The following is a 14,712-nucleotide window of genomic DNA, read 5'->3' on the forward strand; positions in this document are numbered from 1 at the left end:
TTCTGGCGGCAGGCCGCCGTCGGGCATCAACGTCAAGGATTCCAGCGGGAAATCACAGACAAAACGCAGCCCGCACTGGCATAGTACATAGCTCCATAACGTTGTTCCACGGAGGACTGCATGCGCAAAAAACTGATCGTTGCCGGGATCCTGCTGGTGCTGGCCGTCGCCGCAATATGGGGAGGCAGCGTCATCTACGCCAACGTGCAGAACAGCCGGGCCAGCGGGGAATTCACCTTGTCCCCGCAATCGCCCGGCAGCAACGCGCCCAGTGCGGGCGCGGCCGGCAGCCTTGATGCGCAGGGACTGTCCGGAACATGGAACATCGCGGAGGGGTCGCAGGCCGGCTACCGTGTCGCTGAAGTGCTCAACGGGCAGAACGCCACGGTGGTGGGTCGGACAAGCGCGGTTAAGGGTGAGGCGAGCATCGACGGTACCAGCCTCACCGCGGCGATGGTCGTTGTGGACATGAACGGCCTGGTCACAGACAGCGACAGCCGCGACCGGCAATTTCAAAGTATCGTGAAAACCCAGGACTTCCCGACGTCCACCTTCACGCTGACGCAGGCCGTTGATATTGGCGCGGTGGCCGGCGGGACCGCATCCGTCACGGCGGCCGGCGAACTGACTATTGCCGGTGTCACGCGGGACGTCACCGTCAGCCTTCAGGCGCAGGCAACATCCGCGGGTGTGGAGGTGCAGGGCTCGATTCCCATTATCTTCACCGACTTTGGCGTTGATGCACCCAACCTGGGCTTCGTTAAGGTAGAGAATTCGGGGACCATCGAGATGTTGCTGACGCTCAGCAAATAGTGGGCGTGGCGCTGAAAATCCGGGCGTGGCGGCGGTCAGCCGTCGGCGAAGGCCCGGCCGCGGCTGGCCAGCTCCTCGCCCAGGATTCTGATCGCCTTCGGACCCACGCCGTGCAGGGCCAGAAGTTCCGTGTCGCTGCGGGTGGTGAGCTCTTCTACGCGCGTAATGCCCGCGCCGACGAGCGCCCTGGTGGCGGGCTTGCCGATGGAGTGCGGAAAATCGGTCAGTGCTGCGACGCTTGGATCGGTCATGGCCTCATTGTTGCATGGCTGCCCGTGGCGCACTCCGGCAGGAATGTGAGGTGGGCCGCACGCCGTCGAACTTTGTCAGTGCCTGCACATACCCTTGAGGGAGCAGGTTTTGTCCACGTATTGCGGGATCGAAACAACGACCCCGAGAATGCAAGGACGTGCCCTCATGATGGGAGCCCATCACGCCGCCAGCGGTGCCGCCGTTTGGCTGGCCCTGACCACCCAGTTCGAGGTGGGGCTGGGTGCCGTGCACCAGGTGATCCCGGCCGTGCCCGAGACACTGACCGTTGGCATGGGCCTGCTGGACCTGACACCCACAGCCGTGGTGGCCGGCGCCATGGTGACTGCCGGGGCTGCACTGGTGCCCGACGCCGACCACCGCAACGCCACGATCGCCCACTCGCTGCCGCCGCTGTCCAACATCATGTGCATCCACGTGGGCAGGCTGTCCGGCGGTCACCGCCACGGCACGCACTCGGTTCTGGGACTGGCCGTGTTTGTGGCGATTGCGGCGCTGGCCGGCCTGTGGACCATGGAACTGCCCCGATGGGGCACCATTTTCCCCGGCGCCGGGATCCTGGCCGTGCTGCTGGCATCGTTCGCCGCCAAGGCGCTGAAGTTCATTCCTGACACCATGCAGAAGTTCCCATGGGTTGCGGGCATCGCCGTCGGCGCGTTCGTGACCTTCTTCGCACCGCAGGAAGAATACTGGTTCCCGCTGGCCATGGGGCTCGGGGTGGCCGCGCACATCCTCGGCGACATGCTGACCACAGGCGGCTGCAACCTGCTCTGGCCGCTGCGCATCCGGCCGCCGCGCTGGCTGCGCAGGATGCCGCTGGTCAAAAGGTTCTGGCGCCCCAACGGCAACCTCGCGCTTCCGATTTTAGGCAACGCCGGCTCGGTGCGTGAATGGCTGCTGCTGGTCCCCGTCAGCGGTTACGTCATTTGGGCCATGGCCGACGCCGTCTTCTCCTAAACGTTCCGGGCACCTTCAGGCTTTCCCTTCCACATACCAAAGCTGCGGCTCGTTCGCCACAGGGTGACGACGCTTTTCACGCCTGACCACGCGGGCGGCTGTGCACGATGAGACAGCTACCGACGGAAGATTCCCGCCACGAGCCGTTGCAATTTCGAGAGATTATTTTGATGCTGGCCACCGCCGGAACTCAGAGGAACTTGCGGCGGGGATGCCTGCCTTGGCGGAACCGCTGGTGCCATTGGCCACCCTGTTGCCGTCATCGGTTCTTCGAGGGACTCCTTCAGTTCCTGGTCAGGGGCCGGCCCGGGCACCGCCACAGGCACCCGCACGGCCACATTCCCCGTCTCGGACACCACTACGGAGGATGCCGCCTGAGATTCCTGGACGGTCATGGCCGGCGGCTCCTCGCCGGCAGCCGGTTCAGCGTTTGGGTTCTTGGACCACTCAAGGAAATGTCCGGCGTCGAACGTTGGCTTGTTGTATTTGGCCGCGTTCCTAGCCTTGCCGGATTGTGAGCCGACTTCCGCCGTCACGAGTGCCTCGCACTTGGACTTGGTCACGTTGGCCACCGGCTCCAGACCCATCGAAACGGCAATGGCCTCCATTTCAGCACGCGAGTACATATTGCCGACCTCGTCGATGACGGTTCCGGTGAAGCACACCCGCGCTCCGGCGACAAGCACGGCCGTGATGCTTTGTTCGCTGGATCCGCCATCGTCCGGAGCTAGGATCGGGTGCCCGATCCTAGCTTCAACGGCGCGCAGGAGGTCCCTGGTTTGGACGTTCAGGCTTGTGCGTTCCGCGGTGGTGCGCAAATGACCGGCCAGCACAGCGTCGGCGGAATCCCCGGTTGTAACGCTGCCACCCAGGCTGAAGTTGGAGGCGTCCTGACCTCGAGCCAAGAGGTAGCCGGTTCGCTGTTCCGGATCGGGAAAAACGTCGGCAAAGGCGTTGTAGGCCGTACCTGCGCCGGCCATGTCACGCACAGCCCGAGCCCGGGCGAGCGCATCCGGGGCCCGCAATCGTTCCGCCTCACGGGGCGTGATTTTGGTGCTGTCAATCTCCACGCCAAGAGGCATGGGAACGACGTATCCATTGCGTTTGAGTTCGTAATCGAAGTAGCCGAGCGACTGGTCAATGTCCACGCCCACAGGAGTCCTGCCCGCCAGATACGGGGCCAACGCCACCCACGCCTCGGTCAGGAGCGGCGCCAACTGGATGTCGCTGGCTGAGATGCCGTAGGCAGCGCGGGCATCCCCAAGGTCACGCTCGGGATTGACCAAGGTGGTGACCTCGAGCCCGTCATCGGTCACCAGAGCAATCTCGATCGGGCGGGGACGCCAGGCCCTTCCTTCATCGCCCACCGTGCTGACCCCAAGATAGACGTTGCCCCGCGGTGCCACCTCAGCTCCTCCCGAACGCAAGAATCGGCGGATGCGCTGGGCCACCTTCAAATCCTTGGGCTGAATGTCGCGCCGCAACACCAATCCGTCCATGCTGGTGCAGCGGCTCAGAGCCACATACAACTGGCCGTAGGCGAAAGTCCCTCCGGCCAGGTCGACAACCATGCGGTCCAGTGTCTGGCCCTGGCTCTTGTGAATGGTGATGGCCCAGGCAAGGCGGAACGGAAGCTGCGTGTAGGTGCCGACCACCTCATGGCGCAGTCGGCCCGCCTCAACCACCGGCCGGTTGATCGCCCACGTGTACGGACCCACCTCTGCACGTGTGCCGCCAGGGAGCTCGACCTCCACCAGGACGCCACCATCAACAGTGCGGTGGCCTGCGATTCGGCCAATGGTGCCGTTGGCCCAGCGCCTTTCGGCATCATTGGAGAGCAGCATGATCTGAGCCCCCACTTGATATTCCAGGACATCCTCTGTCGGCTTGTCGAACCCATCCACGTCCCCCGAGACGCTCGCAACATGTCGCAGCCCTGGCACAGGCAGCTGTTCAAGCATCTGCCGATTCCTGGCACCGGTGATCCGGTTTGTTGTCGCCAGCGTCAACCAGAATTCACCTAAAGGCGGCAGGAAGGTCGCATCCGTCCTGGCGTTGAGCACCGCACGCTCCACCTCCAGCAGTGCGCCTTCCCGCACGGAGTTCAGGACGTCCACCAGCTGCGAGTCACCGACCTGGCGAAAGATTGTGGTGAGTTCGACCAGCGGGAAATGTGCGCGGTCATAGCTGTCCGCTGCGAAGAAATAGGGTGAGCTGTAGCGTGTGCTGAAGTACTCGGACTCTGCCTCGGTCACCACGGGCGGGAGCTGATACAGGTCACCCACCAACACAATTTGCACGCCACCAAACCGTGTGCCTGGTTTCGGGCCAAACCGTTCAAGGGCAGCTGCAATGCAGTCAAACAAATCTGCACGGATCATCGAAGCTTCATCAATGATCAGCGTGTCCAGGCTCTTGATGGTTTTGGCAAAACTCCGCGGGTAATAGTCGGGCGACCTTACCTGCTCCACGGTTGTCCGCGGACTGAAGGAGAACAACCTGTGGATGGTGTATCCCTCGACATTCAGCGCGGCAATGCCCGTGGGGGCAGCCACAATGACATTTCGCCGGGTCGAGGCCAGGAAGTGCCGCACCAAAGTGGACTTTCCCGTACCAGCCTTCCCCGTCAGGAACAGGCTGTTGCCGCCGTCGAGCAAGGTCAGTGCCTTCCTGAACTCGTCAGTCAGCACAATATTGTTGGTACCTTCAAGCATCATGCCCGCGCTCCCCCATAAAGTCGTAACCCCCATCATGACAGCCGGGTCTGACCTGCCAGGATTCGCTGCCGCCACACTCTGCCACCGAATTTTCATCTTCCTCCAACAGTCCGTGTCCGGCGCGGCAGGGCTGTTAAGCTGGTTCTTGGGACGCACGACGGCGGATCCCCCCTTCGCGCTGTTAGGCGAAAGTTAGTTGTGAGGCTGGGTATGTACATAAAGATTTGCGGTTTGCGGACTGCGCAAACTGTTGCCGCCGCCGTGGACGCCGGGGCCGACGCTGTTGGTTTTGTCTTTTCCCCCGGCAGCCCCCGGACCGTCACCGCCGAATGGGCCGCAGAGCTTGGGCGCACCGTCCCTGAGGGTGTTGAAACCGTGGGTGTGTTCCGCAACCAGCCCATCGATGAGGTCGTGGACACGGCCCGCCGTGCCGGCGTCACAACGGTGCAGCTGCATGGGGATGAGAGCCTGGCCGACATGGCCCGGCTGCACGCCGAAGGCTTCCGCACCCTGCGCGCCTTCTCAGCCAACGCCTACAACGCCCTCCCAGGTGATGAGCGGGCCGCCTGGGATTCAGAGCGGTTGCTGCTGGACGCCGTCGAACCTGGCGCGGGTGAGACTTTTGATGCCGCCGTGCTGGTCAATGGCGCCCCGCACGGCTTCTGGCTGCTAGCCGGCGGCCTGAACCCCGCCAACGTCGCCTCACTCGCGGAGTCGATGAAGCCGGCCGGCGTTGATGTTTCCAGCGGTGTTGAATCCAGCCGCGGCGTGAAAGATGTCGAGCTGATCCGGGCGTTCATCGGCGCGGCCCGCAACAACCACTGAGTTCCTGCGGCGCCGTCTTCCGGCGACCGGGATCGGCTCAGGTGCTGCAAATTGTGCGGCGACCCATTTCATGGCCCGCTGCTCTTGTCCGATCCGTGGCGGTTGCCCGGAAATAGACTAAAAACAATAGGCTTTACATAAATGCCCTGTGCAGCGCCATAATGGAGTCTAGGACGCACGACAGCAGCGCTGGATAACCGGCGATTATTTTGAAAGAAGGACCGGTGCTTACACCCGACGATAACGCGTTGCAGGCAGTGCGGCGCCGACATGAACTGCGCGTTCTTGAAGCTCTGGTAACCCATGGACACCGGACCCGCCGCGACTTGGAGGGCGACACAAAGCTTTCCCGCACCACCCTTTCCGCGATCGTCGGGGACCTGCGGCAGAGGGGGGTGCTGACGGAAAAAGACCAACTGCTGCACGCCGTCGGACGCAATGGCCGACCAACCAAGGTGCTCTCCCTGAATCCGAACGCGGGCGCCGCGGTGGGCATGGAGCTTGGGCGGCGGCGCATCAGCATCTCGGTCACGGGCTTTGATGGATCGACAGTGACCCATGAACACCGAGAGGTTTCCAGCACGCTCAAGCTGGCACCCAAGGTGGGTTTGGCTGCCGAACTGCTCGAGGAGCTCATCGACAGTGGGCGGATCAGTCCCGCCACAGTGGTTGGCACGGGGATTGGCATTGCCAGCCGGCACGCAAATCCAGCGTCGTTGTGGGACGGACCGGAACGCCAGGAAGATCCGCAGGGCGCCTCGCTGGACCCCATCCGGAAACTGCTGCCCGCTCCCCTGATGTGGGACAACAACATCCGCCTGGCCGCCATGTCGTACTGCAAAAGCAAGGAAAACCTGCTCTACGTAGTCCTCTCCGCAGGCATTAGCTCTGCCATCATTTCCAATGGAACCCTGCTGCGTGGCGGACATGGAATCGCCGGCGAACTTGGCCACATCAGCGTCGACTTCACCGGACCGGCCTGCTGGTGCGGACGCCACGGCTGTCTCGAGAGTTTCATCAACGAAGCCAATGTGCTCGCCGAGTCCGCCCGCCGAGGTCAGGCATTCGCCACGATACAAGCCATGGCGGAGGCCGCCGCGGCAGGCGACGGCATCGCCATCAACGTGGTGGCCTGGGCCGGTGAACTGCTCGCCCGCGCACTGGTTGCCGCCTGTGTGCTGATCGACCCAACACGCGTTGTCATAGCAGGTGACCTTTCCCAGTTCGGTGAACCGCTTCTGGAGCCGGTCCGCCGCGCCCTGGCCGAGCAGAACCTTGAGCTGGCCCCTCGGTCAACCGACATCAGCGCAGCACCCTTCGCACCTACCGCAGGAAGCGACGGGGCCGCCCAGATGGCTTTGAAGCACTGGGGCCTCACGGCTGCCAACTAGCTCCCGGCCACGCCTCGAGAACGTCGAGCGTCGCGCCATAAAGTAACGCCAAGTCTATTTACGTAAAGACTCTTGACATGATGTGACGGGTGCCATAGATTAGGCGCATGGCTCCAAAAGACACCATTAGTTCACCCACCGCTACGGCTGCGCCTGGCAGCTCAACGGGACGCAATGCTGCGTCCCACAAAACAGGCACCCCTGCCAATACCGAAGCGAAAAAGAATCCTCCAGTAGTGAAAGGCAAGCTCAGCCGCAAGGCCCTGCTGGCCATCAACTTCGGCTCAGTCGCCGCCGGCTTGGCAGCCTGGACCGCCTTCTCCGCTGCCGGACTTGTCGGACTGCCCGGACCTGTTGAAGTGGTGGTCCGCGGCGGCGAACTGCTTGCCGACGGAACACTCGGAGAAGACACCGGGGCCTCCCTGGCCCGCGTCCTGAGCGGCTTCCTCATTGGCAGCCTGCTGGCCATCCCTGTTGGATTCCTCATGGGTTGGTACCAGATTGGCCGCGCCATCATTGAGCCATGGGTGCAGTTCTTTCGCACCATTCCTCCGCTGGCCCTGCTGCCGCTGGTCATGGTCACCATGGGCATCGGCGAAACACCTAAAATCTTCGTCATCTTCCTGGCCGCCTTCCTCTCCTGCGTCATCTCCACCTACCAAGGTGTTGTCAGCGTTGACAAGACACTCATCAACGCGGCCCGGGTGCTGGGCGCCAACAGCATGGTCATCTTTCGCCGTGTGGTTGTCCCCGCATCCTCACCCTTCATCCTGGTGGGCATGCGCATCGGCCTCGGCGCCGGCTGGGCCACCGTGGTCGCCGCGGAACTCCTTGCCGCACCCAACGGCCTGGGCATGCGCATGCAACAGGCACAGCAGTTCTATGACATGCCCACCATTCTCGTGAACGTGATTGTCATAGGCATCCTGGGCCTGCTCATGGACCGTCTGCTGCTGATGATTGAGGCCCACCTGACCCGCTGGCAAGAACGCCGCTAAGGAACACACCATGACAACTGCAACACAAAAAGCCATGATCCGTTTCGAGGACCTCCGCCAGGAGTTCACCCTGACAGGGCAGACCTTCACCGCCTTGAATGGCGTCAACCTAGATATCGCCGACGGCGAATTCGTCACCGTCGTGGGCCCCTCCGGCTGTGGCAAGTCCACCATGCTCAACGCTGCCGCAGGACTGCTGGACCCCACCAGCGGCCGTGTCATGGTCGACGACCGGGAGGTCGACGGACCCAGCACCCGCACCGGCGTCATCTTCCAGCAATACGCACTCTTCCCCTGGCTCACTGTCAGAAAAAATGTGGAGTTTGGGCTGGAACTAAAAAAGGTTCCCGCCAAGGAACGCCGCGTGATCGTGGATCACTATCTTGAGCTGGTGGGCCTGAGCCGCTTCGCCGAAGCCCTGCCCAAGGAACTCTCAGGCGGCATGAAGCAGCGTTGCGCCATCGCCCGCGCTTACGCCGTCAACCCCGAGATTCTGTTAATGGACGAGCCCTTCGGGGCACTCGATGCCCTGACCCGCGTCCACATGCAGGAACAGCTCCTGGAAACCTGGACCAAGGAACGGCGCACCGTCATGTTCGTCACCCACGACGTCGACGAATCGGTGTTCCTGGCCTCCCGGGTGATCGTCATGGCTGCCCGGCCCGGACGCATCTACAAGGAAATCAAGATCGACCTACCGTACCCGCGCACCGAGGAAATGCGGCTCTCCGACGAGTTCGCTCGCCTTCGCGCCCAGGTCTGGGAAGCGGTCTACCACCAGCCCGGCGTCGCCGAAGCCCACCAGTAGATCTCTCTCTTTTGCATCATTCCCTTCGTACCCCTGCCCAATGTCGGGCAAAAGACACTTCAGGAGAACTCATGTCAATTAACGTCTCACGCCGCAATGTGCTCCAGCTTTCCATGGGCGCCGCAGCCATCTCGCTGCTGTCCGCCTGCGGGGCAAAGTCGGAGGACGCCGGCCCCGGCGACGCCGCGAAGGAAACAATTGAGATCAAGGTTGGCTACATTGCCGACTACAACGGCGCCGCACTGATGGCCGTTGCCGACCAGGAAGGGTACTGGGCCGCGGCGGGTCTCAAACCCAAGTACCTGCCCTTCACCAATGGCCCGCTGGCCATCCAGGCGCTGGGCACCAACAACGTTGACGTTGTCTACATCGGGTCCGGCGCCCTGTGGCTGCCCGCCTCGGGCAAGGCGGAGATCTGGGCCGTGAACTCTGTCTCCAATGCAGACCGCATCATCGCCCAGCCCGGCATCAAGACCCTGGCTGATTTGAAGGGCAAAAAGGTTGCCGTCCCCACGGGCACCTCCGGCGACCAGCTGTTCAGCCTGGCCCTGGCCAAGGAAGGCCTGAGCCGTGACGACTTCGAGGTCACCGCCATGGAGCCGCCCGCCATCGTTGCCGCATTCGCCTCCAATCAAATCGATGGCGCAGCCCTCTGGTACCCGCTGATCGACAGCGCCAAGAAGGGTCAGCCGGACTTGGTGGAGCTGTACACCAACGAGGACTTCATCGACACCTTGACCTTCCCGTCAACGTTTGTTGCTGCCCCGGGGCGCGCCGCCAAGGACAAGGACCTGGCCACCGGTTTCATCTCCGTGGTCAAGAGCGCCAACGACTACCGCCACGACAACCAGGACAGCACCATTGCCTTGACCGCCAAGTTCCTCAAGCTCAAGGACGAGGATATGGCGGCACAGGCAAGCGTAGCCAAGCTTTTCACCTCAAAGGAACTGGAAACCCTCTCCTCGGAAGGCACCGTCGAGACGTGGCTGAACGGACTTCAGGAGCAATTCAAGAAGGACGAGAAGATCACCGAAATCACCGACCCCAAGAAGTTCTACAACTCTGAACTTTTCGTCAACGCGCCGGCGGTCTAGGTTTCAGTGACTTCCCCAACTACCAGCGCCCCACGCCAAAATATGCTGTTCCTCATGACGGACCAGCAGCGCATCGACACACTAGGATGCTACGGCAACACCTCACAGCACACGCCCAACCTTGACCGGCTGGCTGCGCGCGGAACAACTTTTGACCGGGCGTACACGCCCACGGCCATTTGCACTCCAGCGCGCGCCAGCCTCCTCACCGGTCTGCAGCCCTTTGAACACGGACTGCTGGCCAACTACGAATGGAACTCCGGCCACCGGGAGGAACTTCCCGACGGCCTGCCCACCTTCTCCGAAGCATTGATTGGGCAGGGCTACCGGCTGGGCCATGTCGGCAAATGGCATGTTGGCAAGGACCGCGGCCCGGAACACTACGGCTTCGAGGGAATCCACCTCCCCGGCGCCCTCAACGTCTTCGACGATCCAGGCTACGAAGACTGGCTCAAGGCCAATGACTTCCCGGACTTCCGCATCTCCAGCCCGGTCTACACGACACGGGCGGACGGCAGCCAGGGCCACCTGATTGCCGGCGTGACGGACCAGCCCACGGAAGCCACGTTCGAGGCGTTCCTGGCGGACCAGACCATTGCCAAGCTGCGGGAGTTTGCCGCCGGCGCGCTGGTGCAGGAGGACGGCCAGCCGTTCTTCCTCTCCTGCCACATCTTCGGCCCGCACCTGCCATACCTCATCCCGCAACAGTGGTACGACATGGTGGATCCGTCCACCATCGAACTGCCTGGATCGTTCGCCGAGACGTTCCACGGCAAGCCCATGGTGCAGCAGGCCTACGCCGAATACTGGTCAACCGACTGCTTCACGGTGGATGAATGGAAGAAGCTCACGGCCGTGTACTGGGGCTACGTCTCCATGATCGACCACGAGATTGGCCGCATCCTGGACGTGCTCGACGAACTGGGGCTGACGGAGAGCACCGCAGTCATGTTCACAGCAGACCATGGCGAGTTCACTGGTGCACACCGGCTCAATGACAAGGGCCCGGCCATGTATGAGGACATCTACCGCATACCGGCCATCCTTGCCCTGCCCGGTGAGGTGGAGCGCCGCGAGGACCGCTTCATCAGCCTCCTGGACTTCACGGCCACCTTCCACGAAATTGCCGGGGCGGATGCCTCAGGTGTCCACGGCCGCAGCCTGTTGCCCCTGGCTCACGGACACGAGGTTGAGGGCTGGCGCGAGGACATCCTGTGCGAGTTCCACGGTCACCACTTCCCTTACGCCCAGCGCATGATCCGCAACAAGGAAGTGAAATACATTGCCAACCCGGAGGGCATTGACGAGTTCTACGACATGATTGCCGATCCAGACGAACTGAACAACGTCATCAACGTGCCCGTGTACCGCGAACAGGTCAGCACCATGCGCCGGGCCATGTACCGCCAGCTGGTGGAGCGCGGCGACAAGTTCGCCCAGTGGCTGGCTTTTGCAGGCGACATTCCGGTCCACGAGCGAGTCAGGCCGGATACCGCCGTCGAACGTTTCATCACGCAATAGGCTCTGTGGCCCCGTAGGCCAGCCACGAGAAGTACGACCGCTAAAGAAGGCCGGGCACCATGCCGAGCGTGCCCGGCCTTCGCGGGCAGCCCAATCCACTCCGCCACGGTCCTCGCCTTGCCGCGAGCTCGCAGTTGTTGCTGTGCTTGAGCTTTTTGAGCGCAACAACTGCGAGTTGATGAAGGCAGCAGTCGGGACTGGACGCGTGAAATACCGCAGTCATTCCTCCACAACGGGACGGCACAGCCTCGTTGTCCACATTCGGCCCTTTCATGACCCCAGATCGACGTGTATCCGGCCTTAATTAATGGATGACGACTTCAGAACCCTTACCAGAAGACCTCCGCTGGCGTGCCTTTACCGTGGGCGAGGCACTTGAGGCAGGCCTTTCACCAGCACGCATGCGTGGCAAAGACCTCGCCTCGCTTGGCCGCGGGCTGCGCATGCCCAAAGCGGCGCCCTTCAACTTGCTGGAAAAATGCCGCGCCCTGACGCACACTGTCCCTAACAGTGTCGTCAGCCACGTATCGGCAGCCAGGCTCCATGGACTGTTTCTACCCTCACGCTTGGATCTCAGGGAAGGGACAGACTTGGCGCGCCCCTTGCACGAGCCGATCCCCCGGCGTGATGGTGTACGCGGCCACCTGTTGCTACTTGGGCCGAAGGACATTGCTCTTATTGGCGGCGTCCCGGTTACATCCGTGCAGCGCACGCTATTGGACCTCGCTCCTCTGTTGGGAGTTGATGAACTGCTAGTCATTGCTGACCAGATTGTTTGTGAGCACCATTTGTCGTCGCGGCGGGAAAAGTTCCCAATGTTGGCCTTGCCTGCGCTGACACGCTACATGGCTGCCCACACTGGCGCACGTGGCATGAAGCGGCTCCGCGAAGCCTTGAAGCTGACCCGTGTAGGTTCCGACTCTCCACGGGAAACTCAGTTGCGTCTGATGATAGAAAGGTCGCACCTGCCCACCTTTGTCACTAATTTCGAGATTAGGGACGCGTCGGGCAAGGGACTGGTTTCGCCAGATCTGGCTTGCGTAGATTATCAGACGTGCGCCGAGTACGACGGCGGGCACCACTTCACACCGGAGCAACAATCCAAGGACCACGACCGTGATTACATCACGCAGGATCTCGGCTGGCACCAGGTGCTCATCAACAACAACGACATGAAAGCCGGTGAGCAGGTGGTCATAACGAAAATCGCCCGCATGCTCGTGGCTGGTGGCTGGGCGGACACTCGCAAACTAGCACGGCGGTCACTCAAAGACCGGTTGAACACCCGTAAGGACTATGAGTAGGCCCCGAAAATGGTTGAAAACCGCTCTATTTGCCATGGCGGTTCCACCAACTCACAGTTGTTGCTGTCCCAAGCGAAAAGGGCGACAACTACTGCGAGTTGGCGGAGGGCAAAAAGGAACCGACCCACAAATCGCGACCGCAGGAGAAAAAGCTGGGGTAACACTGGGAATCTGACCCAATATGCTGCAAATGTTTACCCATGGTCGAACTGCTGGTTGTCATCGTGTCCGCCCTGCTGGTCATCGCCGCCGCAACCCTGTTGGGTCCGCGCCTGGGGATTGCCTCGCCGCTTGTGCTCGTGGCGGTTGGTGTTGCAGCGAGCTTCCTGCCGATGTTCGGCTCCGTCTACATCGAACCCGCGTGGATCCTTGAGGGCGTCCTGCCACCACTGCTCTATTCGGCCGCAGTGTCGATGCCGGCCATGAACTTCCGCCGTGAATTCGGTGCCATCAGCGGCCTGTCCGTGGTCCTCGTCGTTGGCAGCGCGCTTCTGCTGGGCTTGTTCTTCATGCTGGTCCTCCCCGGACTCGGGTTCGCCTGGGGTGTGGCCCTGGGTGCGATCGTCAGCCCCACGGATGCAGTGGCAACCTCGATCATCAAACGAACCTCTGTTTCCAAGAGGGTTGTGGCAATACTCGACGGCGAGAGTCTCCTCAACGACGCCACGGCCCTCGTGATTCTGCGCACCGCGATCGTCGCAACCGCCGCCTCGTTCTCGTTCTGGGGCGCGGTCGGCACGTTTGCCTACTCGGTGGTGATCGCCCTCATCGTTGGCCTGGTAGTGGGGTGGCTCAACCTCGCGGTGCGAAAGCGCATGAGCGCACCAACCGTCAACACCGTCATTTCTTTCACCGTGCCGTTTATTGCCGCAGTCCCTGCCGAGCTCTTTGGTGCGTCCGGACTGGTTGCCGCCGTCGTCGCAGGGCTCGTGACCGGGATCCGTGCGCCACGCGAGTTCTCACCCCAGAACCGGCTGTCGGATTCGCAAAATTGGCGCACCGTGGAGCTGGTCCTCGAGGGTGCGGTCTTCCTAACTATGGGCCTGCAGATCAAGTCAATCGTGACGCACGTTCAGCAAGACCATGCCGGGGTTGGGGTCGCTGTCCTCATCGCCGCCGGCGCCCTGATCCTGACAATCCTGGTCCGCGCAGCGTACGTTGCCCCATTGCTCGGGTCTCTCTCGCGACGGGCCACCCGCAACGCCACCTGGCAACCGCGACTGCAGGACATGCAGCAGAAACTGGCCACGCCGCAAGGGAAGCAGGAGGTCTTCAAAGGTGTCACCAATCCCCGTGGACGGCAGGCCTCGGAACGCCGGATCAACATGTTCACGCACCGTGTCACGCAAACCCTTGCCGACATCGACTATTTCCTCCGGGAACCACTGGGCTGGCGGGAGGGAACCGCGGTCGTCTGGGCGGGCATGCGCGGCGCCGTCACCGTGGCCGCGGCGCAGACACTCCCCGAGGACACCCCGCAGCGGTCCGTTCTTGTGCTCATTGCCTTCTCCGTGGCGGTCATGTCCCTGCTCCTGCAGGGCGGCACCATTGGCCCACTGCTGCGCCGCATCACACCTGAAACCGATCAGGCCCTGGTCCAGGAGCAGTCCAGCACCGAGTGGAACCGGGTCATGGAACTCATGGCATCGAGCGCCGGGGCAGTCGCGGTGCCGGGGACAGAGGAGGAACAGGAACCGCCACGGCCCGCTGGCCCACCGTCCCAGGAGGACTTCAGGGTGGCAAAGCAGCGACAGCTGGATGTCATCGCGGCGCAGCGGGAGGCACTGCTGGATGCGCGCGACCATGGCATCTTCGACGCGGACATCCTGGCGAATGCCCTTGCCAACCTCGACGCCGCACAAATCGCCCTTGAGATGCGCGGCACCCACGCCGGCTGACGGACAGGACTGTGTTGCCGCCAGCCCGCAATGGAACAAGCATCAGGAAACCCAGATAAACTATTTCTTCTGCAGAGGGAATACTTCGGGACGTCCCAGCGCTGGCACATGTGAAC

12 protein-coding genes are annotated in these 14,712 nt (G+C 62.3%); 10 read left to right on the top strand and 2 right to left on the bottom strand.

Going from position 1 to position 14,712, the window contains the following annotated elements; genetic code table 11:
- Window positions 1-120: 120 nt before the first annotated feature.
- Entirely contained in the window at window positions 121-813 is a 693-nt protein-coding gene (locus art_RS03890; RefSeq protein ID WP_038462571.1) for a YceI family protein, read from the top strand.
- A gap of 35 nt (window positions 814-848) precedes the next feature.
- Here art_RS03890 and art_RS03895 read toward each other — a convergent pair whose 3' ends face one another.
- Entirely contained in the window at window positions 849-1,064 is a 216-nt protein-coding gene (locus art_RS03895) for a hypothetical protein (protein ID WP_038462572.1), read from the bottom strand.
- Window positions 1,065-1,230: 166 nt separating this feature from the next.
- Here art_RS03895 and art_RS03900 point away from each other — a divergent pair, with 166 nt between their 5' ends.
- Window positions 1,231-2,040, top strand: a complete 810-nt coding sequence (locus tag art_RS03900; protein WP_038462573.1) for a metal-dependent hydrolase — start codon at window positions 1,231-1,233, stop codon at window positions 2,038-2,040.
- A gap of 116 nt (window positions 2,041-2,156) precedes the next feature.
- Here the strand turns inward: art_RS03900 and art_RS03905 are convergent, their stop codons facing one another.
- Window positions 2,157-4,757: an AAA family ATPase gene (locus art_RS03905; RefSeq protein ID WP_216699582.1), complete on the bottom strand. Its 2,601-nt coding sequence runs from the start codon at window positions 4,755-4,757 to the stop codon at window positions 2,157-2,159.
- Window positions 4,758-4,967: 210 nt separating this feature from the next.
- Here art_RS03905 and art_RS03910 point away from each other — a divergent pair, with 210 nt between their 5' ends.
- The 8 genes from art_RS03910 to art_RS03945 all read left to right on the top strand — a co-directional run bounded on the left by art_RS03910 (window position 4,968) and on the right by art_RS03945 (window position 14,596).
- On the top strand, window positions 4,968-5,582 hold the full coding sequence (locus tag art_RS03910; protein WP_038462574.1) for a phosphoribosylanthranilate isomerase: 615 nt from the start codon (window positions 4,968-4,970) through the stop codon (window positions 5,580-5,582).
- Window positions 5,583-5,806: 224 nt separating this feature from the next.
- Entirely contained in the window at window positions 5,807-6,973 is a 1,167-nt protein-coding gene (locus tag art_RS03915) for an ROK family protein (protein WP_052135974.1), read from the top strand.
- A gap of 107 nt (window positions 6,974-7,080) precedes the next feature.
- Entirely contained in the window at window positions 7,081-7,971 is an 891-nt protein-coding gene (locus art_RS03920; RefSeq protein ID WP_082000084.1) for an ABC transporter permease, read from the top strand.
- Window positions 7,972-7,981: 10 nt separating this feature from the next.
- Complete coding sequence (locus tag art_RS03925; RefSeq protein ID WP_038462576.1) at window positions 7,982-8,779, top strand: ABC transporter ATP-binding protein; 798 nt, start codon at window positions 7,982-7,984, stop codon at window positions 8,777-8,779.
- Between the two features lie 71 nt (window positions 8,780-8,850).
- Window positions 8,851-9,873 (top strand): aliphatic sulfonate ABC transporter substrate-binding protein, encoded by a 1,023-nt coding sequence (locus art_RS03930; RefSeq protein WP_038462577.1) that lies wholly within the window; start codon window positions 8,851-8,853, stop codon window positions 9,871-9,873.
- 6 nt (window positions 9,874-9,879) lie between these two features.
- On the top strand, window positions 9,880-11,394 hold the full coding sequence (locus art_RS03935) for a sulfatase-like hydrolase/transferase (RefSeq protein WP_253901466.1): 1,515 nt from the start codon (window positions 9,880-9,882) through the stop codon (window positions 11,392-11,394).
- A gap of 311 nt (window positions 11,395-11,705) precedes the next feature.
- Window positions 11,706-12,698, top strand: coding sequence for a DUF559 domain-containing protein (locus art_RS03940; protein ID WP_157875142.1), 993 nt, complete (start codon window positions 11,706-11,708; stop codon window positions 12,696-12,698).
- Between the two features lie 200 nt (window positions 12,699-12,898).
- Window positions 12,899-14,596: a sodium:proton antiporter gene (locus art_RS03945; protein ID WP_038462580.1), complete on the top strand. Its 1,698-nt coding sequence runs from the start codon at window positions 12,899-12,901 to the stop codon at window positions 14,594-14,596.
- The last annotated feature ends 116 nt before the right edge of the window (window positions 14,597-14,712 follow it).

The organism is Arthrobacter sp. PAMC 25486 (genome assembly GCF_000785535.1).
In the GTDB taxonomy this organism is placed as follows: domain Bacteria; phylum Actinomycetota; class Actinomycetes; order Actinomycetales; family Micrococcaceae; genus Specibacter.

Bases quoted from the DNA above. Each gene is read 5' to 3' on its own strand.
- art_RS03925 (WP_038462576.1), top strand. From the start codon at position 7,982: ATGACAACTGCAACACAAAAAGCCATGATCCGTTTCGAGGACCTCCGC.
- art_RS03920 (WP_082000084.1), top strand. From the start codon at position 7,081: ATGGCTCCAAAAGACACCATTAGTTCACCCACCGCTACGGCTGCGCCT.
- art_RS03895 (WP_038462572.1), bottom strand. From the start codon at position 1,064: ATGACCGATCCAAGCGTCGCAGCACTGACCGATTTTCCGCACTCCATC.
- art_RS03905 (WP_216699582.1), bottom strand. From the start codon at position 4,757: ATGATGCTTGAAGGTACCAACAATATTGTGCTGACTGACGAGTTCAGG.
- art_RS03890 (WP_038462571.1), top strand. From the start codon at position 121: ATGCGCAAAAAACTGATCGTTGCCGGGATCCTGCTGGTGCTGGCCGTC.
- art_RS03930 (WP_038462577.1), top strand. From the start codon at position 8,851: ATGTCAATTAACGTCTCACGCCGCAATGTGCTCCAGCTTTCCATGGGC.
- art_RS03945 (WP_038462580.1), top strand. From the start codon at position 12,899: ATGGTCGAACTGCTGGTTGTCATCGTGTCCGCCCTGCTGGTCATCGCC.
- art_RS03910 (WP_038462574.1), top strand. From the start codon at position 4,968: ATGTACATAAAGATTTGCGGTTTGCGGACTGCGCAAACTGTTGCCGCC.
- art_RS03940 (WP_157875142.1), top strand. From the start codon at position 11,706: ATGACGACTTCAGAACCCTTACCAGAAGACCTCCGCTGGCGTGCCTTT.
- art_RS03900 (WP_038462573.1), top strand. From the start codon at position 1,231: ATGATGGGAGCCCATCACGCCGCCAGCGGTGCCGCCGTTTGGCTGGCC.